This is a genomic window from Thalassococcus halodurans, from assembly GCF_900108225.1.
GTDB classification, from domain to species: Bacteria; Pseudomonadota; Alphaproteobacteria; order Rhodobacterales; family Rhodobacteraceae; genus Thalassococcus; species Thalassococcus halodurans.
In genome coordinates, this window is sequence record NZ_FNUZ01000003.1 from 262,933 (window position 1) to 289,050 (window position 26,118).

A 26,118-nucleotide genomic window follows, 5' to 3' on the forward strand; every position below is an offset into this window, starting at 1 on the left:
TAGATGCCTTATGAGCAAATCTTACGAAGGGGGCAAGTCAGAGCATGAGCAATGATGCAATCCGTATCCAAGGGTTACGCAAAACCTACAAAGCCCAAGGCAACGCCCCAGCCAAAGACGCGCTAAAGGGGATCGACCTGACAATCCCCGAAGGCAGCGTATTCGGCCTGCTTGGGCCAAACGGTGCGGGCAAGTCCACATTGATCAACATTCTGGCGGGCCTTGTGAAGAAAACAGCCGGTCAGGTGGAAATCTGGGGCTTCGATCAGGACAAGAACCCGCGCCAGTCCCGCGCGTCGATCGGTGTGATGCCGCAGGAACTGAACCTCGACCCGTTTTTCACCCCACGCGGCGCGCTGGAAGTGCAGGCAGGCCTCTACGGCGTGCCGAAATCCCAACGCCGGTCAGATGAAATCCTGAAAATGGTCGGGCTAGAGGATAAGGCCCACGCCTACGCCCGCACCCTGTCCGGCGGTATGCGCCGCAGGTTGCTGCTTGGGAAGGCGCTGGTTCATCACCCCCATATCCTTGTTCTGGATGAACCCACCGCAGGCGTGGATATCGAACTTCGCCAGATGCTGTGGGAAAACGTGCGCAAACTGAACCGCGAACGGGGTATGACGATCATCCTGACCACCCACTACCTCGAAGAAGCCGAGGAAATGTGCGACGAGATCGCGATCATCAACAAAGGCAGCCTGATCGCCCGCGACAGCACGAAGAACCTTCTGGGCCAACTGGACAGCCGCACCATCGTGATCGACCCGTCTGAGCGACCAGACACACTACCAGACGTCGACCACGTCCGGATCGAAACCCGCGAAGACGGCACTCTGGCCTTCCACTACCGTGCCAGCGACATCAGCGCCGACGACGTTCTGGATGCCGTGCGCGATGCAGGCATCCGCATCCGCGATGTGCGAACAGAACAACCCGATCTGGAAGATGTGTTCCTGAAACTCACGCGCGCAGCATAAACCAAGCCGACCAAACCCGAGCCCCTGCCAAAGCAGGGGTGAGATAAACCTGCGCGTGGCCCACAGGGCCGCGCACAATGGGATCAGGACTTAGCTGGCAGGCGTCAACATACGGCCAAGGTTGCGACCCGCCAGAATATGCACATGCAAATGCGGCACTTCCTGCACACCGTTCTTGCCAGCGTTGGCGATCAGACGGAAACCATCCGCCTCGACACCTTCCATCTTGCAAACCTCACCGACCGCACGCACGTAATCGACGATTTCCACATCCGAGGCTGTCTGCGCAAAGTGATCGAAGCACACGTAAGGCCCCTTTGGGATCACCAGAACATGGGTCGGCGCCTGCGGGTACAGATCGCGGAACGCAAGGCTGTGTTCGGTTTCAAGAACCGTGGTGTTCGGAATTTCCCCGCGCAGGATTTTCGCAAAGATATTCTGATCGTCGTAGCTATAGGCCATGTCTGTCCTCAGTCGGCAAATAAGTAAGGGCTGCGCGCAATTTCGATCGCCTGATCATGCGGCACCGTCAAAAACGCCTCAAGCGTTTCTGCATTGACCTCGGGCGTCTCGGTTTCACGGATACGCATGTAGTGTTCGAACTCGGCATCCCTGATCCGGTCGGATTCGTGAAGGATGTCGTTGCGGATTGTCGGCAACAAACGGTTCAGCGTTTCCTGCGGCGTCTGATCGCCCGCAAGCCCCACACGCATCGCATGCCCGATCATGTATTCGTCACTGAACTGGCATTCGATTTCCAGCACCCGAGTCGTCGCACGGTCGCGGCAGAAATCTTCCAGCAGGTCGAGGTTGCCGGGATCGATACAAACCACCAGCTTGTCCGTGTCATAGTAGTCAAACAACATCCGCATCAACGCGCGCCTATGACGGTGTCGTTTGCCCAATGTTGTCTGAATACCCCCCAGATCAGGCAGGGCCGTCTGTTCTTCGTTGAACAGGTATTCGATGCACGGGATGTTGGTCATCTGCCGGATGCGATCCAGCAGACGTTTGGCGACATGCCACTTCTTGCAAACCACGATAAGCAATTCACGCTCACGCCCGAGCGAGCTTTCGGTTTCCCAGAACCGCGGCGCAAACCGGCGTCCGATCCGGCCCTTACCAGACAGGAACTTGAACAGCGACCGGCCTTCGTTCGAAATCTGGAAGTTGACGCCTTCAGTCGAATAAAGAACCCCCAATCGCCGCTTCATATCCCGCGCGGCGGGGCTGATTTTACGGGCGAACAGGAAATCCTGACTGAGCAGCATGTCGTAGTGGTCATTGTAGAACACCACCGGCATCCCGTAGTCGGTAAACATCAGGAATGTCAGCGTCCGACACTCGATTTCCTTTTCCGGCACAAGATGGCGCACCAGCGTTTGGAAAAATGTCTCATCCGGAATCCACGTTGTACGGAAGAACCGCATCACATCGGGGCGCTTCTTGGTGAAATCCAGAATCCATTCAACTGTGCGGCGGCGCAGGCACCACCACTGACTGCCGATCATGATCTCAAGATCATCGGGCACTTTGCGCGTCAGACCCAGACGTTTCTGGAACTCGAACATCCCGTAGAATAGTTTTTTCTGGGTCCGTTCGTTAAAGATATGACGATAGATCAGACGTTCTTCTTTCCAGCCGGTCTTGATCCAGTCGGATTTGAAGTAATCGTAGCTTTCGATGTAATCGACTTCGCGCTTGTCCAGAAACTCGTGCGCATATTCCGCCGATTTGATCGCCATGCAATCGCCGGACAGCATGTAGAAATGTGTGGCCCGCGGGAATGCGTCTACTGCCGCTTCGACCGCGTACAAAGTCGCCTGAACAAGGCTCCATTCCCCCCACCCGCAGCGGATGCGTTTTTTCGAGAATGTGACATTTGGGTTATCTTTCAGCGCACTACGGATTTTATCGTAGGCCGCTTTCGGCGCGCTGGCATCAAAGTGGATCGACATATAATCGCCCACAGCCGTAAGGCTGAGCGCCTGTCGAATGATGGCGTCAGGGTCTTTGTGACACAGCAGAATGAACGCGATTTTTGCCATTCCAGATACTGACTGCCCTATTTTCGCCCGATTTTGTAACTTGATACGCGCAAACTAAGATTGAATGAACCTCGGTTCTTTGCTTTTTTGGCCTAATAATGCCAGTTGTTGCAAGCAGCAGGCCAAAAAGAGCAGTTTCTGGAGTGATGATATGGGCTTCCCCGGTACATGGATGACCGAGAGCGAAAGCGTGGTCTACCGCGTGGTCCCCAAATGTGCGTGTTCGACCATCGGTCAGATCATGTATTATTCGGACCACGGCGAATTCTTTGACGGTGACATCCACGACGCCCAGACCGGTCTGCACAAATGGGCCCGCGAAGAAAGTCAGGCGGCGATCCGCGCCAATGTCAAAACCCGTTCGTCCTATGCCTTTACCTGCGTTCGGAACCCCTACACGCGCATCCTGTCGTCGTTTTTCGACAAAATCTGCGGCATCCAGCGGAACGGCAAACGCTATCGCGGCAACCTTGTGCCGCTGCTGATCCAGAAATACGGGATCGAGGTTGGCGGCGATGACGGCAAGCAGGACTTCGACCAGATTCAGTCCTTCCGCCGCTTCCTGCTGTTCGCGCGCGACACCATCCGCTGGCGTCGTCCGATGGACCCCGACATTCACTGGTCCGCCATGTCCGGCCATGTATCGACGTTCATCGTGAACGGCGGCCGCTATAACAAGATTTTCTGGACAGAAGCATTCAACGACGGGATGCAAGAGGTGCTGGACAACATCGAAACCAAACACCCGGTCGTTCTGGCCGATATCCCGCGCTTTAACGAAAGCGAAGGTCACGGCCCCAAACGCGCCCATCCGGTCGAGGATTACTTCGACGATCTGTCGATGCATCTGGTCTATGAAATCTACAAACGGGATTTCGACCTGTTCAAATACGATTTCGAAAATCCGGGCAACAAGATGCCCATCGCCGAGATCGATCTGGACGAGGTGCACGCCAAGCTTGGCGACTGACCCTAACCTGTGATCTGCCGTGCCTTGGCCAGCCAGTCGGGATCATCCGCTGGCGCAGGCATGTATTCCGCGCTGACCCAGCCGTCATATCCGTGATCCGCAATCGCCTCTAGCAGCGCCACTTCGTCTGCGTTCGTCAGATCAGGGGCGTTGCGGGCGGCTAGCCCTGCGATTTGAACGTGGGTGACATAGGTTTTGCAATCCTTCCACACATCCAGAGCCGAGCCGTGAATGCGCTGAGCGTGCCATGCATCGTATTGCAGGCCGACATTGGGCCGATCCACCTGCGCAAGAATATCAATCGCCAGATGGTAATCATTCAGGAAATAACCCGGCATATCGATCGGATTCAGCGGTTCAATCGTGTGTATCAGATCAGGCGCGCTGTCCGCCGCCCATTGCAGATTTTTCACCAGTGCCGACTGCGCATCTGCGCCCGCTGCATTTCCCGACAACAGATGCAGCCGATCCGCGCCCAGCGCCTTGGCATACGTCTGCGCTTTCTCAACGCGTTCACGAAACGTCTCTTCCCAGCCAACCAGCGCCCCGCACCCACGGGCCCCTGCCGCCCAATCCGGTTCCGGCGAATTGATCAACGCGACAGGCAGACCGGACAAAGCGGTATCCCATTCGTCCAACGAATGGTCATAGGGAAACAGACACTCGATCCCGTCGAACCCAAGCGCCTTGGCCCGCGACGGCCGGTCCAAAACCGGACAGTCGAAATCCAGCAAGGTGATGTTCGCCGCGAACTTCACCTTTTACAGGTCCAGTTCGTCCGCAGGGATCATCGGAAAGAACTGCCCCTGCGACCAAACCCCGAACCACCCGTCATTTTCGACGCCCAGTTCCACCAGCCGATAAAAACTTTTGCGGTCGATCAACGCCTCAAGGCCCGCACGGACATGGACATAAGGCGCAGGCTCTCCGCTTTCGTCATCACGCTCCACTCGGATCGGATTGTCAGGACCTGCATCGGTGAAATCGCCCACATGGGTTTCGAACCGGATCACCTGATCGTTCCCCTCGCCTGTCACCGTGAAATCCGTTGCCACAAAGGGCGCGTCATCGACGGTGATTCCGACTTTTTCTACAGGCGTCACAAGAAAGTAACGTCCGTCTTCCATCTTCAGAATCGATGAGAACAGCTTCACCAAACCGATGCGCCCAATCGGCGATCCTTCGTAGAACCACGTGCCATCCCGCGCGATGCGCATGTCCAGATCGCCGCAGAACGGTGGGTTCCATTTGTGCACCGGCGGTAATCCGCGTGTTTTTGATGCACGAACCGATGCTGCAATCCCTTCTGCGGACGGGATAACGGGATTTTGTGTACTCATTGCTTTTGCCATTTCCTGTTCGCGCGATACACTCATCTACATTAGTTTAGCCTGCAAGGGAGTTATGTCATGGCCGACACGGAAAATCTGGTCGCCGAGATCGAGGCGCTGGAAAGCAAACTGGCCGAGGCCAAGCAGGCAATCACCAAACGCTTTATCGGTCAGGAACAGGTCGTCGATCTGACGCTGTCCGCGTTGTTGTGTGGCGGTCATGCCCTGTTGATCGGTCTGCCGGGTCTGGGCAAGACGCGACTGGTCGACACGCTTTCAACGGTTATGGGGCTGGACGGCAACCGCGTTCAGTTCACGCCAGACCTGATGCCCGCGGATATCCTTGGCTCCGAGGTTCTGGAAACAGGCCCTGACGGATCGCGGGCCTTCAAATTCATTCAAGGCCCGATTTTCTGCCAGCTTCTGATGGCCGACGAAATCAACCGCGCCTCGCCGCGCACCCAGTCGGCGCTGTTGCAGGCAATGCAGGAAAAGGTCGTGACCGTTGCGGGCGAAACCCGCGCATTGGCCGCGCCGTTCCATGTGTTGGCAACGCAAAACCCCATCGAACAGGAAGGCACCTATCCCCTGCCCGAGGCGCAGTTGGACCGTTTCCTTGTCCAGATCGATGTGGCCTATCCCGACCGCGACACAGAACGCGACATTCTGCTGGCCACAACGGGCACCGAAGATGCGCAGGCCCATCAGGTGTTCGATCCCGCATCCCTGATCGCGGCCCAGCACCTGCTGCGCCGTATGCCCGTGGGTGAAGGCGTTGTGGAAATGATCCTTGATCTGGTCCGCACCTTCCGCCCCGATGATCCCTCTGCACCCGATCTGGTGCGCGACACCGTGGCATGGGGCCCCGGCCCGCGTGCTGCACAGGCGCTGATGCTGACGGTTCGGGCCCGTGCGCTGCTGCAAGGCCGCCTTGCCCCGTCGCCCGAAGACGTGCTGGCGATGGCGAAACCCGTTCTGATCCATCGCATGGCGCTGACCTTCTCGGCCCGTGCGCGGGGTGAAGACCTTGGCAAAATCATCGACACAATCGCCGCTGGCCTGCAAACGTCCGAGGCCGCTGCGTGACACAACCGCTCACCCTAAGACGCGACGCGGAAATCGCCGCCAGCACGCTGCCTGCGTTGCTGGCCAAGGCCGATCATCTTGCCAGTGGCGTTCTTTTGGGTGAACACGGCCGCCGCCGCGCGGGTCAGGGCGACGATTTCTGGCAATACCGCCCGATGATGCAGGGCGACAGCCTGCGGTCCATCGACTGGCGCAGATCGGCCAAGGGCGACGCGCAGTTTGTCCGAGACCGCGAATGGCAGATCGCCCAAAGCGTGATCCTGTGGCTGGACCAAGGCGCATCCATGCAGTTCGCTGGTACCAAAGACACTGAAAGCAAAGCGTCCCGCGCCAGGGTTCTAATGCTGGCGATGGCGATCCTGCTGATCCGTGGGGGCGAACGTGTGGGCCTGACCGGCTTCACCCTGCCGCCCCGTCGTGGTGAACAGCAAATCCTCAGACTGGCCGAGGCGTTTTCGACCGACGATGCACAGGATTATGCCCCGCCAGAAGCACGCGGAATGATCCCCCACGCAAAGGCCGTGTTCGCCTCGGATTTCCTAGGCGATATCGACGCGGTTGAGGCCGCCTTGGCCAAAGCGGCGGATCGCGGTGTGCGTGGCGTTCTGCTCCAAGTGCTGGACCCGATGGAAGAGGCGTTTCCGTTCGAAGGGCGCACGATATTCGAATCCGTTGGCCGCACCATCAGCTTTGAAACCCTGAAGGCCAAAGATCTGCGCGACCGCTATCTGGACCGCCTGAACGAACGCCGCGACCGGCTGCAACAGTTGTGTCGCGCGACAGGCTGGCAGTTCAATTGCCACCACACCAACGAAAGCGCACAGTCCGCGCTACTCTGGATGTGGCGCGCCTTTGACGGGGGTGCTGCACGATGATCGGCGCGTTGGGCTTTACCGCACCTTGGTTGCTGTTGGGTCTGCTGGCCCTGCCGATCTTGTGGATCATCCTGCGGGCCGTGCCGCCCGCACCTGTACGCCGCATGTTCCCCGGCGTGGTCCTGCTGCTGGGCCTGAAAGACGAAGAACAGATCAGCGACCGCACCCCTTGGTGGCTGTTGCTTTTGCGAATGCTGGCTGTGGCCGCCGTGATCATCGCCATGGCAGGCCCGATCCTGAACCCCGAAGCCCGCGACCAGACAGCCAGCGACTCGCCGTTGCTGGTGGTGATGGACGCAAGCTGGGCCTCGGCCCCTGACTGGCGGGCAAAGATTTCCAGCCTCGAAGACCGTCTGTCGCAGGCGGGCCGCGACGACCGTCCAGTCGCCTTGCTGCGTCTGACTGATCCCGAGGCACCTGTGTTTCAGGCGGCAGGCACCCTGATTTCCCGCCTGACCGGCATTCTGCCGGAACCGTGGGAACCGACGAATGCGATGATCGCCGAGGCCACGAATATTCTGCCCGAGGGCGACTTTGACACGCTCTGGTTTTCCGACGGCATCGCCCGCGAAAACCGCGCGCCCCTGCTGACCGCGCTAGAAGCCAAGGGCAGTGTCACCGTGTTCGAAAGCCCGCGCAGCCTGTACGGGCTGGAACCCGCCACGTTCGAAGATGGCGCTGTGCAATTGACCGCCCGCCGCCTGCGTTCAGGGCCGGAACAGACCATCACCGTTCAGGCCATCGGCCCCGATCCATCCGGCAATGAAACCACGCTTGCCACCCAGGACCTGTCCTTTGCTGCCGACGTTCTGGATGCCCGTGGCAGTGTCGAAATCCCTGCCGAACTACGCGCCCGTATCCAGCGCTTTACCATCGCAGGAAGCCGCGGCGCCGGTGCTGTCAGCCTGCCGGACGACACGCTGCGCCGTCGCGAAGTTGCGCTGATCGCCAGTTCGCAAAACCGCGAGGGGTTGGAGCTACTGTCGCCCACCCACTACCTTGAACGCGCGTTAGAACCGACAGCCGACCTGATTGAAGGCGGCCTGACGGATGTGTTGCCAGCCAATCCCGACGTTGTCGTCTTTGCCGACGTCGCGACCGTCAGCGAAGGCGAGGAGGCGCTGCTTCTAGAGTGGCTGGAAAAGGGCGGCATGCTGCTGCGCTTTGCCGGTCCGCGCCTTGCGGCCAGTGACGTATCCCGCAGCGAAGAAGATGCGCTCATGCCAGTCCGCCTGCGCGCCGGTGGCCGCACCGTCGGCGGCGCGATGAGCTGGGGACAGCCCAAAGCCCTTGCACCTTTCGACGCCGAAAGCCCCTTCTTCGGCCTCGATATCCCCTCAGACGTCTCGGTCACGTCTCAGGTGATGGCCCAACCTGACCCGACGCTGGCATCCCGCGTGATTGCGCAACTGACCGATGGCACACCGCTGGTCACCCGCAAGCGCGTCGGCCAAGGTCAAATCGTGCTGATCCACGTCACCGCGAACGCCGAATGGTCCAACCTGCCGCTGTCGGGCCTGTTCGTGGAAATGTTGGAACGCCTTGCCGTGTCATCGATCACCGCCACACCGGAAGCCGCCGATCTGGCAGGCACCACATGGCAGCCTGCCAAAGTGCTGGACGGGTTCGGCACGCTACGCGACGCGCAAAACCTGCCCGGTATCGCGGGCGAAGAACTGGTGACAGCCGCGCTCGGCCCCGATCTGCGCCCCGGCCTGTATCAAGGCGAAGACCGCAGCCTTGCGCGCAACGTGGTAACCTCGGCCACCGAACTGACGCCGACCCAATGGCCAGACCGCATTCCCGTCGAAGGGCTGAGTACATCCCGCGAAACACCGCTTGCTGGATGGCTTTTGGCGCTGTCGATGGTGCTGCTGTTTGCCGATGTGCTGGCGTCGCTGGCGCTGTCAGGCAAGCTGCGTGGCGCGCGTGTCGCGTCGCTGATCACGGCTGCGGCAATGACAATGGGCATGCCCGATATCAGCCACGCCCAAACCGATGACCGCGCCGCGATTGACGCCACATCCGAACTGCGTCTGGCGCATGTTCTGACAGGTGACGACAATTTGGACGGTCTGGCGGCAGCGGGCCTGAAGGGGCTGTCTGACGTTCTCTATTTCCGCACATCCATCGAGCCGTCCGATCCCATCGGTGTGAACCTTGAAACCGACGAACTGGCGTTCTTCCCGTTGCTTTACTGGCCGATCACCCCTGATCAGCCAACCCCGTCGGCTGAGGCCTATGCCAAGCTGAACACCTACCTGCGCACCGGCGGGATGATCCTGTTCGACACGCGCGACGCTGACATCGCATCGTTCGGCACCTCCAGCCCGAATGGCCGCAAGCTTCAGGCACTGGCCGCACCGCTGGATATTCCGCCGCTTGAACCGCTGCCGCAGGATCACGTTCTGACCCGCACCTTTTATCTGCTGCAGGACTTTCCCGGTCGTTACACCGGTCGCGATATCTGGGTCGAGGCCGCACCAGCCGATGCGGAACTGATCGAAGGTATGCCGTTCAGAAACCTGAACGATAACGTCACGCCTGTGATCATCGGCGGCAATGACTGGATTGGCGCGTGGGCAACCAACGCCAGCGGCATGCCGTTGAACCGTCTGGGCACCGGATTTTCCGGCGAACGCCAGCGCGAGATTGCGTATCGCTTTGGCGTAAACCTTGTGATGCATGTGCTGACAGGCAACTACAAATCCGATCAGGTCCACGTGCCTGCGTTGCTCGACAGGTTGGGCCAATGACCGGAACCATCGTCTTTGATCCCCTTCTGCCATGGCTTGCCATCGGCGCTTTGGCCGCTTTAGGCCTGTTCGGCGTGACCCTTGCGCTGTGGCGTGGGTTGCGGGGCTGGGCATGGCGGTTGCTGGCGGTCACCGTGCTGGCGGCGGCCTTGGCGCAGCCGTCTTTCCAACAGGAAAACCGTGCGCCTTTGTCGGACATTGTTCTGATGGTCGTCGATCAAAGCGCCAGCCAGAAACTGGCAGATCGCGCAGGCCTGACCGAAGACACCGCCACAACGCTTGAGGCACGGCTGGCCGACCGCCCCAACACCGAAGTACGCCGCATCAACGTGGGCGACAGCGCCGACGATGCGGGCACGCAGTTGATGTCGGCACTATCCGAGGCACTGGCCGAGGAACCCCGCGGCCGTGTTGCCGGTATCCTGCTGCTGTCCGACGGTCGCCTGCATGATCTGGAACGCGCCCCTGACCTGCCCGCACCACTTCATTTGCTGCTGACCGGTAAGGAGTCCGATTGGGACCGCCGCCTGATCGTGAAAAACGCACCGGCCTTTGCCATCCTTGGCGAACCTGTGACCCTGACCTTAAGTGTTCAAGATGACGGTGCCGCGCCCAACGAGCGTGAAACCACCATCGATATTTCCGTCGACGGCGCACCGGCACAGACCTTTGCCATGCCCATCGGGCGTGACGTGGAACTGCCCATCACCCTGCCCCATGGCGGTATGAACGTGATCCAGTTCTCGGTCCCTGAAGCCGATGGCGAACTGACCGACCGCAACAACACCTCGCTGGTGCAGATCAATGGTGTCCGCGACCGCCTGCGCGTTCTGCTGGTGTCCGGCGAACCCCATGCGGGCGGACGCACATGGCGGAACCTGCTGAAATCCGACAGCTCGGTCGATCTGGTGCACTTCACCATTCTGCGCCCACCGGAAAAGCAGGACGGCGTGCCCGTCAACGAACTGTCCCTGATCGCCTTCCCGACCCGCGAACTGTTTCTGGACAAGATCGAAGACTTCGACCTGATCATCTTCGACCGCTACAAACGCCGTGGCATTCTGCCTGCGATCTATCTGGATAACGTGCGCAACTATGTCGAACAGGGCGGTGCCGTTCTGATCAACGCAGGCCCCGATTTCGCAACAGCACAAAGCCTGTACCGTTCACCCTTGGGCGAGGTCATTCCCGGTGCCCCCACCGCCCGCGTGGTGGAAGAGGCCTATCGCCCGACCATCACCGATCTGGGCGACAAACACCCTGTGACCGCGGGCATGCTGAACCAAGACACATGGGGCCGCTGGCTACGTCAGATCGACATCGCGGCGTCAGACGATGCCGAAGTGCTGATGACAGGCGTGGATGAACGCCCACTTCTGATGCTGGATCGCGTGGGCGAAGGCCGTGTGGCGCTAATTGCCTCTGATCAGGCGTGGCTCTGGTCGCGTGGGTACGAAGGGGGCGGTCCTCAGTTGGAACTGCTGCGTCGTCTAGCCCATTGGATGATGAAAGAGCCCGAGCTTGAGGAAGAAACCCTGTTTGCCGAAGCGACCGGCCAAACCATGCGCATCATCCGCCGCACGCTGGAGGACAGCGTTGGCGCGGTGACCATCACCCACCCCGATGGCACGACCGAGGAAATCGAACTGGAAGAAACCGCACCCGGCCGGTTTGAGGCCACGTTTACCGGCCCGGAAATCGGTCTGTATCGTCTGGCGGAAGGCGACAAAGAGGCTGTCATCGGCCTTGGCCCCGCCGCGCCGAAAGAGTTCGAGGAAACCATCGCCACATCGGAAATACTGGACCCCGTGATCGCATCCATGCGCGGTGGCGCGCCCCGTCTGGAAGACGGCATTCCCGCCCTGCGCAACGTCGGCGAAGGCCGCCCCGCCGCTGGCCGCGGCTGGATCGGCATCACGCCAAGGAACGCGTTTGAAACGGTGGATGTGACGCAGACGCCGCTGCTTCCTGCGTGGCTGGTTCTGCTGCTGGCGTCGGTTGTGATCTTGGCAGGCTGGCTGCGCGAAGGTCGGAACTAGCGTTTAACGCGCGATCTTCACCTTGGTGGTCTCATCGTGCCAACCACCCTTGGAGCAATGCGCGCGCACGAAAATTTCACGCGTGCCGTCGGGCAACACCACAGATGACAAAGACCGCGTGAATGGTTGCTCATCGACGTGCGGATGCATCAGTTTGCGAACGGCAATCACCTTGCCCTCGGCATCCTCGATCCGCCAGCTATCGGCGAAATGATCCCACCCCGTATCATCATGGCTGAGCGTCACAGACACCCGCCAACCCATACCGGTTTTCTCCATTTGGACATCTTCGACCACGGGTCCGTCCGCCATGGCAGGCAGGGCCATACCAGTGATGGCGGCTGCGGTTAGACATGCTTGGCGTAGGGAATGAATCATAGATGTTCGCATGCTGTCACCTTAGCATCCACGTTCATCTGCTGCCCGTCAACTTTGTGTGTCATCCACGCGAGCGTTGCCTGAAAGCAGCACGGCCCGCGACTCGGACGCGAATTCGCGCCGCAGGATCACCGCAACGGTGAACACAGTGGCCATCAACAAGGGCACCGCGCCCAACAACCACGCGACACTGGCGATCCCAAAATAGACAGACCGTAGACCACGATTATACCCGCGCGCGGCGGTGATGTTGATCTCGCCTGCTTGCGACGCGCGCACGTAGACATTCGGGTCATCCAGATCGTTTGGAACCGCCGCCATCAGGACCGAGCAATAGCCGAACAGCCTGTGCGACCAGACGAATTTCAGAAAGGCATTCACGGCGAACAGCAGCATGAAGAAAATCTTCACTTCCCACACCAGAACCGGATCAGCGCCTAGTGTCAGGTCTTGAGCGACACCGCGCAAACGGTCTGCATTGCCTAAAAGCGCCAAGCCGCCACCGATCGAGATCATCGAGGCCGAGGCAAAGAACGCTGTTCCCTGACGCAGGCTGGACACGATCTGGGAATCGAATATTCGCGGCTGGCGGGTCACGAACTGGCGCATCCATTCACGGCGATACCCCGCCATGATCTGCGACGTCGACGGATACCGCTTGGGCGCGTTTTCGATCAGCAGGGACAATAGGCTCCAGACCACCAGCAAGGTGCCAACAGCGACAAAGTCCATCAATGAGAACAGGGAAAGGTCGGGCAACGTAATCATGATCAGAACGGCTTTACCACAACAACCCAAAGCACCGCGATGACGGCGAACACCGACACCTCGTTAAAGATGCGCAGGAACATGTCGCTTTCTTTAAACTCGCCGCGCTTGGCCCGCAGCACCATGCGTCCGGTCCAGATGTAATGAACGACCAGCCCTGAGACCAAAGCCAGCTTCAGCCAGACCCAGTTCGGCATGCCCCAAAGACCGCCCAACCAAAGACCGGTGATCAGGGCAATCACGCCAAGGCCTGCGGAAAAACGATAAAGCCGGATCGTAAGATCGCCCAAGGGTCCGAATTCACCCAGTCGGGCGTATTCCCGTTTCCAGTAAATCAGCGCACGAGGAACGGCGAAAATCGACGTCATCCAACCCATGACGCAAAGAAGGTGTATGATCTTGATCCAGTCCATGTCCTATGCCTGCGGCAAACTGGACGCCGCTGCAAGAGGCTACGTAGTTTCACGGATTTGATCTGGCGTCATGTCCCGCTATTGTAAAAGCCAGCGCCTTAAGGCGTAGGGAGGAACATCATGGAAATGCCGGTACCCAACGCGGGGCTTCTCGCGCGGAAACCCAATATCGTGGCGCGTCTGTCTGCTGTGCTGCCGCCCGACGCCCTGATCTCGGACCCTGCGGAAACGCGGGCCTACGAATGCGACGCGCTGACGGCCTATCGCTGCCCGCCCTTGGCTGTGGCCCTGCCGTCCACGACTGAAGAAGTCTCGGCCGTTCTGAAGATCTGCCACGAAGAGGGTGTGCCTGTTGTACCACGCGGGTCCGGCACATCGCTGGCCGGTGGCGCGATGCCCACGGCGGATTCCCTGATCCTTGGTGTGTCCCGCATGAATGACGTGCTTGAGACCGACTATGAAAACCGGATCATCCGCGTCCAGACCGGCCGCACGAACCTGAGTGTCACCGGCGCGGTCGAGGAAAACGATTTCTTCTATGCCCCCGATCCGTCATCGCAGCTGGCCTGCGCGATTGCAGGCAATATCGCGATGAATTCCGGCGGTGCGCATTGCCTGAAATACGGTGTGACAACGAACAACCTGATGGGCGTGACCATGGTTTTGATGGACGGCACCATCGTGGAACTGGGCGGCGCGCATCTGGATGCGGCAGGTCTGGACCTGCTGGGCGTGATCTGCGGCTCGGAAGGTCAGCTTGGCGTCGTGACCGAAGCTACCCTGCGCATCCTGCACAAACCCGAAGGCGCGCGGCCTGTTCTGATCGCCTACGATTCGAACGAAGTCGCCGGCGAATGCGTGTCCGACATCATCAAAGCGGGCGTTCTGCCCGTGGCCATCGAATTCATGGACCGCCCCTGTATCGAGGCCTGCGAAGCATTCGCCAAAGCGGGCTACCCGATGTGCGAAGCGCTGCTGATCGTCGAGGTCGAAGGCAGCCCCGCCGAGATCAACGAACAACTGGCGCTGATCAAAGACATCGCCCAGCGCCACAACCCGGTTGAGCTGCGCGAAGCACGGGATGCGGACGAAGCAGGCCGCATCTGGCTGGGCCGTAAATCGGCCTTCGGCGCGATGGGACAGATCAACGATTATATGTGCCTTGATGGCACGATCCCTGTGTCGTCACTGCCCTACGTACTGCGCCGGATTGGCGAGATGTCAAAGGAATACGGGCTGGGCGTGGCAAACGTCTTCCACGCAGGTGACGGCAACATGCACCCGCTGATCCTGTTCAACGCCAACAAAGAAGGCGATCTGGAACTGTGCGAGGCATTTGGCGCGGACATCCTGCGCCTCTGCGTCGAGGTCGGCGGATGCCTGACTGGTGAACACGGCGTCGGTATCGAAAAACGCGATCTGATGGTCGACCAATACGCACCCGAAGACCTTGAAGCGCAGATGGCGATCAAGGACGTGTTCGACGCCCAGTGGCTTTTGAACCCTGCCAAGGTGTTCCCGCTGGCCGCGTCCGAGACGCGTCGCAACATGGCAATCGCTGCGGAATAGGATTGATCCGATGACATCACTGAAACCGCAAAGCGAAGCCGAGCTGGCAGAGGCGATCAAATCGGCCAAAGGCCCGCTGCACATTCGCGGCGGCGGCACCCGTCGCACGGGCGCTGAACTGGGTCAGGTTCTGGAAACCAGCGGATTGTCCGGCATTTCCCTGTACGAACCCGGTGCTTTGACCGTTGTCGCAGGCGCTGGCACCCCGCTGGCCGAGATCGAGGCCGCGCTGGACGCCGAAAACCAGCGTCTTGCTTTTGAACCCATGGATCATCGCGGTCTACTTGGCACCACGGGCGAGCCCACTTTGGGTGGCGTCGCGGCGGCCAATGTATCCGGCCCCCGCCGTATCCAATGCGGCGCGGCACGGGATTTCATGTTGGGCGTCCGCTTTGTCGATGGCCAAGGCAGCATCGTGAAAAACGGTGGACGCGTGATGAAGAACGTGACCGGCTATGATCTGGTCAAGCTGATGGCAGGCAGTCAGGGCACCATGGGCGTGCTGACCGAGGTGTCGCTGAAAGTTCTGCCGAAACCCGAAACCATGGCCTGCCTTTTGATCGACGGGCTGAATGACCGCGACGCGATTAACGCCATGACCCGCGCCATGGGGTCGCCCTATGACGTGACAGGCACCGCGCACCTGCCCAAAGGCCTGGACGGCACGCCCGTCACCATGATCCGCATCGAGGGCTTTAACGATTCCGTCGCCTACCGGCTTGAGCAACTGGCGGGACTGTTCCCGAACCACGCGCTGCGCCGTGAAACCGATCCCGAGGCCGTAGCCAAAGGTTGGGCCTACATCCGCGACGCCCAGCCGTTCCACGGAACCACAGGCGATGTCTGGCGGATTTCAACCAAACCCACCGACGCCCCCGATCTGGCAGCAAAGCTGGACGCCAAAGAGGTCTTCTATGACTGGAGCGGCGGCTTGATCTGGGCGCTGACACCAGCAGGCAGCGATATCCGCGCTAAGCTGGGGGCCTTTGACGGTCACGCCACATTGGTCCGCGCATCTGGCACGACGCTGCCGCTGTTCCACCCGCAGCCCGCGCCTGTCGCGATGCTGTCGGAAGGCGTGCGTCGCAAGTTCGACCCGCGCGGCATCCTGAACCCCGGATTGATGACCGCATGACACCGGCGCTGATCACAGCCTTTGTCCTTTGCTTTGTGGTCGGCCCGATGATCTACGCGATTATCTTTCGCCGTCCACTGACCAAGGCATTGATCGCCGCGCTGGCGATTTCTGTGGTTGCGCTTTTGCTGTTTTCCAACCTGTTCAAATCAACAACGCCAAGTGCGGCGCTGTTGTGCATGTGGGTGTCGTGGGTGCTGGCGATCACTTTGGTGGTCCGCGCGCTGTACACCCGCCTTCGCACACAAACGACCCGCCGCTGGACCTATATCGCAGGCATGATCGCAACCACAGCCCCGTGGTTCGGCCTGGCCACTGCCAAGATGATGAGCCCCTGATGCAGACCAACTTTACCGACAGCCAGCTACAAAAGCCCGAATTGCAGCGCTCCAACGAAATTCTGCGCGCCTGTGTGCACTGCGGGTTTTGTACCGCGACCTGCCCGACCTATCAGGTTCTGGGCGACGAATTGGACAGCCCGCGGGGCCGCATCTACCTGATCAAGGACATGCTGGAAAACAGCCGCGAGCCGGACGAAAAGACGGTCCAGCATATCGACCGCTGCCTGTCCTGTCTGGCCTGCATGACGACCTGCCCGTCCGGCGTGCATTACATGCATCTGGTTGATCACGCCCGCGCCTATATCGAGGAAAACTACGACCGTCCGGTCAAGGACCGTGCCCTGCGCTGGGTTCTGTCCCAGATCCTGCCTTACCCCACCCGCTTCCGCGTGGCGCTTTTGCTGGCCAAAATCGCCCGTCCCTTCCGTGGTCTGGTGCCCGATGCGCGTCTGCGGGCCATGCTGGATATGGCGCCCAAGGTGATTCCGCCGGTCAGCCGCAATGACGACCCACAAAGCTTTGCACCTGAAACTGCGCCGAAAATGCGCGTGGCGCTGATGACGGGCTGTGCGCAAAAGGCGCTGAACACAGACATCAACGACGCCACCATTCGCCTGCTGACCCGTCTGGGGTGCGAAGTGGTCGTGGCCGAAGGCGCGGGTTGCTGCGGGGCGTTGACCCACCACATGGGCAAGATCGACCAAAGCCATAACAGCGCCGCCGCCAATATCCGCGCATGGACGCAGGAAATGGACAATGGCGGGCTGGATGCCATCGTGATCAACACCTCTGGCTGCGGCACGACGGTCAAGGATTACGGCCACATGTTCCGCACCGATGACACGCTGGCCACTGACGCCGCGCGTGTATCTGCCATCGCGATGGATGTCAGCGAAGTGCTGGCAAAACTGGTCGAACAGACCGGGCCTGAGGTGTTCAATGCAGGCGTTGCCAAACAGCGCGTGGCCTATCACGCGGCCTGTTCCCTGCAGCATGGTCAAAAGATCAAAACGCACCCCAAGAACCTGCTGAAAGCCGCTGGTTTCGAGGTGGTCGAACCCGCCGACAGTCATCTGTGCTGTGGATCGGCGGGCACCTACAACCTGATGCAGCCTGAAATTTCCGGTCAGTTGAAGGAACGCAAGGTTCGCACGCTAGAGGCCAAGCAGCCCGAGATCATCGCTGCAGGCAACATCGGCTGCATGATGCAGATCGGTTCAGGCACAGACATTCCCGTTGTCCACACGGTCGAACTGCTGGATTGGGCCAGCGGCGGGCCTGTGCCACCCAAGCTGGCTCCTCAAACTTAACATTGCGGAAACCGTATAAATCGCCCTAATTTCGCCCTAACGCGCCAATAAAAAGACGCGAAAGGCAGGAGTTGTTCGTGCGGCGAGTGGTTGTTTTTATCGTCGGAATGTTTTGTCTCATGGGTCAGGTGGCCTATGGGCAGGGGCTTCTGTCGCTTGGATCCAGCCAACAGGGTCGCGGATGGGATGCTGTCGGGCGCCTGGAAATCGGCGGCAAAGCCTTTTGCACCGGTGCGCTGATTGCCCCCAATCTGGTTCTGACGGCCGCGCATTGTCTGTACGATCCTTCGACATCCGAGCTTGTCCCCGCAAGCGACATCCAGTTTCTGGCCGGTTGGCGGAACGGGCGTGCGGCGGCCTACCGGCATGTCCGGCGCGCTGTGCACCATTCGGAATACAACTATCAGGCCAAGGCCAACACCGATCGCGTCAGCAACGATGTGGCCCTGCTTGAGCTTCAGCATCCGATCCGGAACACCACCATCACGCCCTTCGAAACGGCCCGCCGTCCGTCCAGCGGCGATGAGGTCGGCGTTGTGTCCTACACCCATGACAACGCAGAAGCGCCCTCTCTTCAGGAGTTGTGCGAAGTGATTTCACGACAAGACGGGATCATCATCATGTCCTGTCAGGTCGATTTTGGCGCGTCCGGATCGCCGGTGTTTTCGTTTCAGGCCGGCAAGCCCAAGATCGTGTCCATCGTCTCGGCCAAGGCCGAAGCAGACGGCATACCGGTGTCTTTGGGCGTTTCGCTAGAAGGCCCGATTGACGCGCTGCGCCGCGAACTGGAACAGGCCACCGGCCTGTCCGGCACCCCCGGCACCCGTGTGTTGGGCGCAGGCAATCGCACGGACACTGGCGCGAAATTTGTCAAACCCTAAGGGGTTGAACCCGCCTCGGGGTATTCCCACATAATTCTGCACAGGGCCGCCAATGACGGGGTTCTGTTCCATGCGTGCCTGTCCATGAGGAAGGCACGTCAACACAGTTGTCGCTCAATGGAGGATGACCATGCGAAGCTATGATTTTGCACCCCTTTACCGTGCAACCGTTGGTTTTGACCAACTCGCCGATATGATGGACCGCGTTCTGTCCAACGACGTGTCCCAACCGGCTTACCCACCTTACAACATCGAAAAAACCGCAGATGACGCGTACCGGATTTCCATCGCTGTCGCCGGTTTTGCCGAAAACGACCTGTCGGTCGAGGTCAAGGAAAACGCGCTGGTCGTATCCGCGCGGAAATCCGAAGATGACCAGTCCCGCACCTACCTGCATCGCGGTATCGCCACCCGTGCGTTCGAACGCCGGTTCCACCTGGCCGATCATGTCCGCGTAGAAGGCGCATCGCACGCCGACGGCATGCTACATATCGATCTGGTGCGCGAAATTCCCGAAGCGCTAAAGCCACGCCGCATCGCGATCAGCAAGTCTGACAGCGCGAAGATCGAAAAAGACGTGGTTGACGCCAAAGCGGTCAACTAACAGGTCTCTCACATCCCGAATATCCAAAGAAAAACGCCCCGGTTTTGCCGGGGCGTTTTGCGTTGCTGTGGTCTGATCAGACCGACAGGCAGACGTATTTCATTTCGAGGTATTCCTCGATGCCGTGATGGCTGCCTTCGCGGCCAAGGCCGGATTGCTTGACGCCACCGAACGGCGCGACCTCGGTCGAGATGATGCCGGTGTTTACACCAACGATCCCGTATTCCAGCGCCTCGGCGACCTTGTACACGCGACTCAGGTCTTTGGCGTAGAAATAGGATGCCAGACCAAAGATCGTGTCATTGGCCATTTCGATCACATCGTCTTCGGTTTCGAACTTAAAGAGCGGCGCAAGCGGGCCAAAGGTTTCTTCGGTCGAGAACTTCATATCCTGCGTCGCGCCCTTCACGATGGTCGGGTGCAGGAAGTTGCCGCCCAATTCATGATCTTCGCCACCCAAGATCACCTCGGCGCCCTTATCCTTGGCGTCGGCGATGTGTTCCTGAACCTTGTCGATGGCCTTGCGCGTAATCAGCGGGCCAAGATCGACCTCACCGGCCAGACCGTCACCGACCTTCATCTCGGCCACTTTGGCACGAAGCTTTTCAGCGAATTCGTCGTAGACACCCGCCTGCACATAAATGCGGTTCGCACAGACGCAGGTTTGGCCGTTATTGCGGAACTTGCACATGATCGCGCCTTCGACAGCCGCGTCGATATCGGCGTCGTCAAACACGATGAACGGCGCGTTGCCGCCAAGCTCCATCGAACATTTCATGACCTGATCCGCGGCCTGTGCCAACAGGATGCGGCCAACGCCGGTCGATCCGGTAAAGGTCAGCTTGCGCACGATCGGGTTTTCGCAGAATTCCTTGCCCACCTCGGACGCGGAATTCGACGGCACAACGTTGAAGACGCCCGCTGGGATTCCTGCGCGTTCCGCCAGAACTGCCAGCGCCAAGGCCGAAAGTGGCGTTTCCGACGCAGGGCGCGCGACGAAGGCACAGCCAGCCGCCAGTGCAGGGCCCGCCTTGCGCGTGATCATCGCGTTGGGGAAATTCCACGGCGTGATGGATGCCGCAACGCCGATGGGCTGCTTCATCACCATGATCCGCTTATCGCGCTGATGGCCGGGAATGGTTTCGCCGTAAATCCGTTTCGCCTGTTCACCAAAGAATTCGACAAAGCTGGCGCCATAAGCAATCTCACCTTTGGATTCAGCCAGCGGCTTGCCCTGTTCGGCGGTCATGATCGTGGCAAGGTCATCCTGGTTCGCCATCATCAGGTCGAACCATTTGCGCATCACATTTGCACGCTCCTTACCCGTCCATTTCGCCCATTCCTTTTGCGCGATTTGCGCCTGCGCGATGGCATCTGCCACCTGCAGGCGCGACACATCCGCAACCTTGGCGATCACGTCGCCGCGCGCGGGGTTGTCGACGTCAAAGGTTCCGTCATCACCATCAACCCACTGGCCACCGATGTAGGCCTGAGTTTGTAGCAGGCTGGGGTCTTTCAGAAGCGAAGTTAGGTTTGTGGTCTCGTCAAGCATGAAGGTCTCCAGCATAGTAGGTCCGCAGGGCGCACCGATTTTTGATCACAGATAAAGCCGCCCGCCAAGGAGGAAAGCGATGGATTGGGACGACGCCTATTCAAATCACACACACATTCCCGATGCAGACAGCTATCCACCCCGTTGGGCGGCCAAAGCACAGGCATTGCGTGACATGCTGTCGATCGAAGGCCGCGCCGAACTGGGTATTTCGTATGGGGACACAACGCGACAGGCCTACGATCTGTTCCTGCCAGAAGCGGACACAAAGGAATTGGTGATCTTTGTCCACGGCGGGTACTGGCGGCGGTTCGGGCGCGAAGACTGGTCGCATCTGGCACAAGGCGCATTGGATCGCGGCTGCGCCGTGGCGATGCCGTCTTATGACCTGTGTCCGACGGTGCACGTCGCAGACATCACGCGCCAGATTTCCGTGGCCATTACAGCCATCGCCGACCGCATCCCCGCGATCCCTATCCGCCTGATGGGCCATTCTGCGGGCGGTCATCTTGTGTCGCGTATGCTGGCACCGGGCGTGTTGCCGGACGCTGTCATGGCGCGCATCCGAATTGTCATGCCAATCTCGCCGGTCAGCGATCTGCGCCCGCTTTTGCTGACGCAGATGAACGCAGACTTCCGGCTGAGTGAAACAGAAGCCCATGACGAAAGCCCGATCTTTCAAGCCAAACCAGATATCCCCGTGACCGTCTGGGTCGGCGCGGATGAACGCCCTGTTTTTCTGGATCAGGCGCGCTGGCTGGCCGAGGCATGGGGCGCGGCCCACATTATCGACAGTGGCAAACACCATTTTGATGTTGTTGACGGACTGGAACAGGCCGACAGCCCGATCACAGAGGCGCTGTTTTCGGACTGATCTGCGCAAAACCCTGCCCAATGCTGCGGCACAACCGCAATGACGGAACGCCACACGCATTGGGCGCTTTGCCTTTATGCGCCAATCCATTATGTGATCAGACAACGTCAGGTGGGATGCACAAATGTCTTATGTAAAGTGGATTGCGATTATCTTGTTCTGGGGCTTTGTGGCCCTGTTTCTGCTTTACACGCTACCGCAGAACGACATCGCGCGCGTCACCGACACCTATGAAAAGCGCATGGATCTGGGGAATAATTCGATGTTCTGGGCCCGTCCCGAGGCCGGGTCGTCCAGTTCAACCAGCCGCGATGTGTTCTTTATCCAGACGCGGCTCGCCAATGGCGATGTGATGGTCTACCGCAACGAAGACACCGGCTGGGGCTGGCCGCCGTATTTCAAGTTCGACAGTTCGAACCTGCAGGCCGAAGCGGTTGATTTCAAATCCACCGCCGCCGAACCGCAGTGGGTGGCGATCACCCACTATGGCGCACGGTTCGAATTTCTGACGATCTTCCCCAATGCCCTGTCGATCCGCCCTGTCGAAGGGCCCGATGTCCGCATCATCCCGTGGAAAGCGATCATCATTCTGATCATTCTGGCCGCGATTTTTTGGGCGCTTTACGTGCGCTGGCGTCGGTTCCGCCACAACCGCATCGATCCCGTGATTGACGAAATCGCAGACGGTATTGACGACGCGGGCCATTCGCTTGCTGAAAAACGCCGCAGTCTGAAGGACTGGTTCCGCGGGTCAAAGTAAGAAAGCCGCATTTTCTTCCTAATTTGCGCATTTTCCGTGGCTATACTGCGGAGAATGAGCAATCGGCACGAAATGACAGGCCCCAAAGCGTAACGGAACCCAGACCAGAGGATGCCCAATCCACTCGCCTACCTGATGTTGGCCGCATGGCCTTTCATCACCGTCGTGTTGTTCCGACGGTATGAGCCGTCGCGCGCCCTGATCATTTCGCTTTTGGGCGGTTATCTGTTCCTGCCAGAACCACCCGCCGCCTTTGACCTTCCGCTGTTTCCGCCTTTCACCAAACATTCTCTGCCTGCGATGACGGCGTTCTTTATCCTGCTGTTCAGTAAGGATCAGGAATTCCGCATTCTGCCAGAGAACCGCATCGCCAAAGGCCTGGTGCTGGTGTTCATCTTCTCGCCGATCTTAACCGTTCTGAACAATGGTGAATCGATCACTTGGGGGCTGACGTATATTCCCGCGCTCGGCATCAAAGACGCTATAGCACTGCCCATGCAACAGTTTCTGTTTCTGCTGCCGTTCCTTCTTGCGCGGCAGCTTCTGTCGACGCGCGACACGCAGCAAGAGCTTCTGACCGCGATTGTGATCGGCGGGCTGATCTATTCCGTTCTGATGCTGATCGAGGTGCGCCTGTCACCCCAGTTGAACAACTGGATTTACGGCTATTACCAGCACTTCTTTGGCCAATCGATCCGCTTTGGCGGGTTCCGCCCTGTTGTCTTCCTGTACCACGGTTTGTGGGTCGCTTTCTTTGCCATGACAGCCGCCGTGTCCGCCTTTGCCCTATGGCGCATGTCCGAGGGTACGAGCAGGTCAAAATATCTGTTCATCGGTCTTTATTTGTCCGCCGTCGTAGTGCTGGCGAAATCCTTTGGCGCGCTGCTGTTCCTGATGGCATTGGTCCCTTGCGTGGTTCTTCTAAGCCGGATGATGCAAATCAAACTTGCTATCGCTTTGGCGGCATTGGCCTTGGCCTATCCGAACCTGAAAGCTGTCGATCTGGTGCCGCAGGATGCGATCCTTGCCCAGTTCGACAAGATTGACGAAGACCGCGGCAATTCCCTGCGCTTCCGGTTCATGAACGAAGACGCACTGCTGGAACGCGCGATGGATAAGCCTGCCTTCGGTTGGGGCAGTTGGGGCCGCAACCAGATTTACGATCAGGTCACCGGCGAACTGGTGACAGTGTCTGACGGCCGCTGGATCATCGTGTTCGGGGTCTACGGCTGGATCGGGTTTCTAGCCGAGTTCGGCCTGCTGACCTTGCCCATCTTCCTGCTCTGGCAACAGGCGCGGCGACTGTCCGAAACGCAGATCACCCCTCTGATCGCACCTATGTCGCTGATCTTGGCGTTCAACGTGTTCGATATGTTGCCCAACGCTACCCTGACCCCGCTGACGTGGCTGATGGCCGGTGCGCTGACGGGCTATGCGGAACGGCTGCGCCACCGTAAAACCGAACAACGAAAACGTACCTATGAAATGAAGTGGCGACCGATCCTGTGACGTTCCCGAGTGACCGCAAACTGCGCGTACTGGCCATCGCCGAGGCCGCTAACCCCGAATGGGTCAGCGTGCCTTTGGTCGGTTGGTCCTTGGCCAGCGCGCTGCGGGAACACGCCGACGTGCACATCGTCACCCAGATCCGCAATCGCGATGCGTTTCTGCGGGCTGGCCTGAAAGAAGGCACCGATTTCACCGCCATCGATTCCGAGGCATTTGCCAAGCCCGCATGGAAGCTGGCCGAGAAACTGCGCATGGGCGAAGGCAAGGGCTGGACCATGGTGCAGGCGATCAATGCACTCAGCTATCCATGGTTCGAACGGCTGGTCTGGCGGGCGTTCGGTGACAGCATCAAAGCGGGCGATTGGGACATCGTGCACCGCATCACACCCCTGTCGCCCACCATCGCATCGCCCATCGCGGCCAAGGTTGCCAAGACAAACGTTCCCTTTGTGATCGGCCCCCTGAACGGTGGCGTCCCGTGGCCGAAAGGGTTCGAGGCAGAGCGCAGAGGCGAAAAGGAATGGCTCAGCTACGTGCGTTCGGCCTACAAACTGCTGCCGAACAGAACCGCCACTTTGAAACACGCCTCGGTCATCCTTGCGGGGTCACGCCACACGGCGTCAGAGGTGCCGGAACAGTTCCAAAACAAGACACTGTTCCTGCCGGAAAACGGGATCGACCCGTCGCGCTTTAACCTGACGGCCAGCCCCTCCACAGACACGCCATTGCGAGGTGTCTTTGTCGGACGATTGGTGCCGTACAAGGGCGCGAGCATGCTGCTGAATGCAGCGCGTGATCTGCTGATTTCCGGCAAAATGGTTCTGGATATCGTGGGCGACGGCCCGCAACGCGCGGAACTAGAGGCGCTCGCAGCCCCGATGGGCGACGCGGTGACGTTTCACGGCTGGAAGGCCCACCAAGAGGTGCAGGACATCATGGCCAAGGCCGATTGTCTGACCTTCCCGTCCATCCGCGAATTCGGCGGCGGCGTGGTGCTTGAGGCGATGGCCTTGGGCCTGCCGCCCATCGTCGTGGACTACGCCGGTCCGGGCGAGTTGGTCAGCGATGCGTGGGGATACAAAATCCCCTGCGGATCAAAGACCGAGATCGAACGCGATCTAGCCTCCCTGCTGACCGATCTTGTCGCCGATCCTGCGCCTTTGGCCACCAAAGGAAAGGCCGCCAAGGCACGTGTCGACAGCACCTTCACATGGGATCAAAAGGCCCGCCAGATCCTGCGGGCCTACGACTGGGCCTTGGACCCGACCGGCCCAACGCCCAGTTTGATCACCGGCTGATTACGCCGTGGCGTGATGATGGACGAGGGTAAAGCCTTCGTCCTCGCTCGGTTCTTGGAAATAGGCTGACATCGCCTCGTATTGTTCATCCGTCACCGAAAACGGATGATCGCCTTGTGCATTACGGGCGTTGAAACGCGCGCGGCGCGCATCTTCGGGCAAGTTCAGCACATGCAATTGGTTATCTGCCTGCGTCTGCTCCAACAGCCCCCGCATCCACGCGCGGTTGTCGACGCGGTTGGCGGGGAAATCCAGAACCACCGACAGGCCCGCGTTCAACAGATGCACAACATGCGGCCCCATCACCTGCCGCAGCTTTGCCGAACAGCGCAAATAGTCGGGGATGGTCTTCATCTGATCCCCGAACAGCGTCGAAAGCCAGTCATCTTCGGACAGCAAAACAGTATCGGGCTCAGAAGCCAATTCAGCCGCAAGGGTCGATTTGCCCGCAGCTATTTTTCCGCACAGCATGTGCAGAACAGGAGTTTTCAGTGACATAATACGTGCCTTTGAAAGCGCATCACGCGCGTTTGAAATTCAGAACAGAAATAACCCGACCCGACCGCTCAGGCCGGGACGATAATTCGGGCGCAGCGCACGCTCATATTCTGAAGCAAAGACATCATGTCCGGCAATCTGCCTGA

Annotated in this window: 25 protein-coding genes; 16 read left to right on the forward strand and 9 right to left on the reverse strand. The window is 59.5% G+C overall.

Going from position 1 to position 26,118, the window contains the following annotated elements:
- Window positions 1–44: 44 nt before the first annotated feature.
- Window positions 45–977, forward strand: coding sequence for an ABC transporter ATP-binding protein (locus C4S59_RS11210; RefSeq protein ID WP_103910597.1), 933 nt, complete (start codon window positions 45–47; stop codon window positions 975–977).
- 90 nt (window positions 978–1,067) lie between these two features.
- On the opposite strand, the gene C4S59_RS11215 is transcribed toward C4S59_RS11210, so the two are convergent.
- Both C4S59_RS11215 and C4S59_RS11220 read right to left on the reverse strand, forming a co-directional pair.
- A complete protein-coding gene (locus tag C4S59_RS11215) occupies window positions 1,068–1,439 on the reverse strand; it encodes a histidine triad nucleotide-binding protein (protein ID WP_103910598.1) in 372 nt (123 codons plus the stop codon).
- An 8-nt stretch (window positions 1,440–1,447) separates the two neighbouring features.
- The gene (locus C4S59_RS11220) at window positions 1,448–3,025 is read right to left on the reverse strand and encodes a DUF5928 domain-containing protein (protein WP_103910599.1); all 1,578 of its coding nucleotides are present in this window, start codon (window positions 3,023–3,025) and stop codon (window positions 1,448–1,450) included.
- 151 nt (window positions 3,026–3,176) lie between these two features.
- Between C4S59_RS11220 and C4S59_RS11225 the strand changes: the two genes are divergently transcribed.
- Entirely contained in the window at window positions 3,177–3,995 is an 819-nt protein-coding gene (locus tag C4S59_RS11225; RefSeq protein ID WP_103910600.1) for a sulfotransferase family protein, read from the forward strand.
- Between the two features lie 2 nt (window positions 3,996–3,997).
- Here C4S59_RS11225 and C4S59_RS11230 read toward each other — a convergent pair whose 3' ends face one another.
- Both C4S59_RS11230 and C4S59_RS11235 read right to left on the reverse strand, forming a co-directional pair.
- Complete coding sequence (locus tag C4S59_RS11230; protein ID WP_103910601.1) at window positions 3,998–4,753, reverse strand: hydroxypyruvate isomerase family protein; 756 nt, start codon at window positions 4,751–4,753, stop codon at window positions 3,998–4,000.
- Window positions 4,754–4,756: 3 nt separating this feature from the next.
- The gene (locus tag C4S59_RS11235) at window positions 4,757–5,335 is read right to left on the reverse strand and encodes a DUF1285 domain-containing protein (protein ID WP_103910839.1); all 579 of its coding nucleotides are present in this window, start codon (window positions 5,333–5,335) and stop codon (window positions 4,757–4,759) included.
- A gap of 69 nt (window positions 5,336–5,404) precedes the next feature.
- On the opposite strand from C4S59_RS11235, the gene C4S59_RS11240 reads away from it, so the two are divergent.
- Genes C4S59_RS11240 through C4S59_RS11255 form a run of 4 tightly spaced genes read left to right on the forward strand, consistent with a single transcriptional unit; the run spans window position 5,405 to window position 12,082 of the window.
- The gene (locus C4S59_RS11240; RefSeq protein WP_103910602.1) at window positions 5,405–6,412 is read left to right on the forward strand and encodes an AAA family ATPase; all 1,008 of its coding nucleotides are present in this window, start codon (window positions 5,405–5,407) and stop codon (window positions 6,410–6,412) included.
- Window positions 6,409–7,287: a DUF58 domain-containing protein gene (locus C4S59_RS11245; RefSeq protein ID WP_103910603.1), complete on the forward strand. Its 879-nt coding sequence runs from the start codon at window positions 6,409–6,411 to the stop codon at window positions 7,285–7,287. Before C4S59_RS11240 ends, C4S59_RS11245 begins: the two co-directional genes overlap by 4 nt.
- Complete coding sequence (locus tag C4S59_RS11250; protein WP_103910604.1) at window positions 7,284–10,043, forward strand: DUF4159 domain-containing protein; 2,760 nt, start codon at window positions 7,284–7,286, stop codon at window positions 10,041–10,043. Before C4S59_RS11245 ends, C4S59_RS11250 begins: the two co-directional genes overlap by 4 nt.
- Window positions 10,040–12,082: a hypothetical protein gene (locus C4S59_RS11255; RefSeq protein WP_103910605.1), complete on the forward strand. Its 2,043-nt coding sequence runs from the start codon at window positions 10,040–10,042 to the stop codon at window positions 12,080–12,082. Before C4S59_RS11250 ends, C4S59_RS11255 begins: the two co-directional genes overlap by 4 nt.
- A gap of 3 nt (window positions 12,083–12,085) precedes the next feature.
- Here C4S59_RS11255 and C4S59_RS11260 read toward each other — a convergent pair whose 3' ends face one another.
- Genes C4S59_RS11260 through C4S59_RS11270 form a run of 3 tightly spaced genes read right to left on the reverse strand, consistent with a single transcriptional unit; the run spans window position 12,086 to window position 13,641 of the window.
- On the reverse strand, window positions 12,086–12,472 hold the full coding sequence (locus C4S59_RS11260; RefSeq protein WP_234994743.1) for a hypothetical protein: 387 nt from the start codon (window positions 12,470–12,472) through the stop codon (window positions 12,086–12,088).
- 36 nt (window positions 12,473–12,508) lie between these two features.
- Window positions 12,509–13,228: a DUF599 domain-containing protein gene (locus C4S59_RS11265; RefSeq protein WP_103910606.1), complete on the reverse strand. Its 720-nt coding sequence runs from the start codon at window positions 13,226–13,228 to the stop codon at window positions 12,509–12,511.
- A 2-nt stretch (window positions 13,229–13,230) separates the two neighbouring features.
- Window positions 13,231–13,641 carry a CopD family protein gene (locus C4S59_RS11270; RefSeq protein WP_103910607.1) on the reverse strand — a complete coding sequence of 137 codons (411 nt, stop codon included), beginning with the start codon at window positions 13,639–13,641 and terminating at the stop codon, window positions 13,231–13,233.
- Between the two features lie 120 nt (window positions 13,642–13,761).
- On the opposite strand from C4S59_RS11270, the gene C4S59_RS11275 reads away from it, so the two are divergent.
- The 6 genes from C4S59_RS11275 (at window position 13,762) to C4S59_RS11300 (ending at window position 19,481) form a co-directional block, all read left to right on the forward strand.
- Window positions 13,762–15,210 carry an FAD-linked oxidase C-terminal domain-containing protein gene (locus tag C4S59_RS11275; protein ID WP_103910608.1) on the forward strand — a complete coding sequence of 483 codons (1,449 nt, stop codon included), beginning with the start codon at window positions 13,762–13,764 and terminating at the stop codon, window positions 15,208–15,210.
- A gap of 19 nt (window positions 15,211–15,229) precedes the next feature.
- Window positions 15,230–16,345 carry an FAD-binding protein gene (locus C4S59_RS11280; RefSeq protein WP_103910841.1) on the forward strand — a complete coding sequence of 372 codons (1,116 nt, stop codon included), beginning with the start codon at window positions 15,230–15,232 and terminating at the stop codon, window positions 16,343–16,345.
- Complete coding sequence (locus C4S59_RS11285; RefSeq protein WP_103910609.1) at window positions 16,342–16,683, forward strand: hypothetical protein; 342 nt, start codon at window positions 16,342–16,344, stop codon at window positions 16,681–16,683. Before C4S59_RS11280 ends, C4S59_RS11285 begins: the two co-directional genes overlap by 4 nt.
- Window positions 16,683–17,996 carry a glycolate oxidase subunit GlcF gene (gene glcF, locus C4S59_RS11290; protein ID WP_103910610.1) on the forward strand — a complete coding sequence of 438 codons (1,314 nt, stop codon included), beginning with the start codon at window positions 16,683–16,685 and terminating at the stop codon, window positions 17,994–17,996. The genes C4S59_RS11285 and glcF overlap by 1 nt, the downstream gene beginning before the upstream one ends.
- 77 nt (window positions 17,997–18,073) lie before the next feature.
- Complete coding sequence (locus tag C4S59_RS11295; RefSeq protein WP_234994744.1) at window positions 18,074–18,877, forward strand: trypsin-like serine peptidase; 804 nt, start codon at window positions 18,074–18,076, stop codon at window positions 18,875–18,877.
- 130 nt (window positions 18,878–19,007) lie between these two features.
- On the forward strand, window positions 19,008–19,481 hold the full coding sequence (locus tag C4S59_RS11300) for an Hsp20 family protein (protein WP_103910843.1): 474 nt from the start codon (window positions 19,008–19,010) through the stop codon (window positions 19,479–19,481).
- A 76-nt stretch (window positions 19,482–19,557) separates the two neighbouring features.
- Here C4S59_RS11300 and C4S59_RS11305 read toward each other — a convergent pair whose 3' ends face one another.
- Window positions 19,558–21,033 carry an NAD-dependent succinate-semialdehyde dehydrogenase gene (locus C4S59_RS11305; RefSeq protein WP_103910844.1) on the reverse strand — a complete coding sequence of 492 codons (1,476 nt, stop codon included), beginning with the start codon at window positions 21,031–21,033 and terminating at the stop codon, window positions 19,558–19,560.
- 79 nt (window positions 21,034–21,112) lie between these two features.
- Between C4S59_RS11305 and C4S59_RS11310 the strand changes: the two genes are divergently transcribed.
- The 4 genes from C4S59_RS11310 (at window position 21,113) to C4S59_RS11325 (ending at window position 25,474) form a co-directional block, all read left to right on the forward strand.
- A complete protein-coding gene (locus C4S59_RS11310; protein WP_103910611.1) occupies window positions 21,113–21,907 on the forward strand; it encodes an alpha/beta hydrolase in 795 nt (264 codons plus the stop codon).
- Window positions 21,908–22,031: 124 nt separating this feature from the next.
- Window positions 22,032–22,667, forward strand: a complete 636-nt coding sequence (locus C4S59_RS11315; RefSeq protein ID WP_103910612.1) for a DUF1523 family protein — start codon at window positions 22,032–22,034, stop codon at window positions 22,665–22,667.
- 111 nt (window positions 22,668–22,778) lie between these two features.
- Window positions 22,779–24,176 carry a hypothetical protein gene (locus tag C4S59_RS11320; protein WP_103910613.1) on the forward strand — a complete coding sequence of 466 codons (1,398 nt, stop codon included), beginning with the start codon at window positions 22,779–22,781 and terminating at the stop codon, window positions 24,174–24,176.
- Entirely contained in the window at window positions 24,158–25,474 is a 1,317-nt protein-coding gene (locus C4S59_RS11325) for a glycosyltransferase family 4 protein (protein WP_234994745.1), read from the forward strand. Before C4S59_RS11320 ends, C4S59_RS11325 begins: the two co-directional genes overlap by 19 nt.
- Here the strand turns inward: C4S59_RS11325 and C4S59_RS11330 are convergent, their stop codons facing one another.
- Window positions 25,475–25,972, reverse strand: a complete 498-nt coding sequence (locus tag C4S59_RS11330; RefSeq protein WP_103910614.1) for an AAA family ATPase — start codon at window positions 25,970–25,972, stop codon at window positions 25,475–25,477.
- Between the last annotated feature and the right edge of the window lie 146 nt (window positions 25,973–26,118).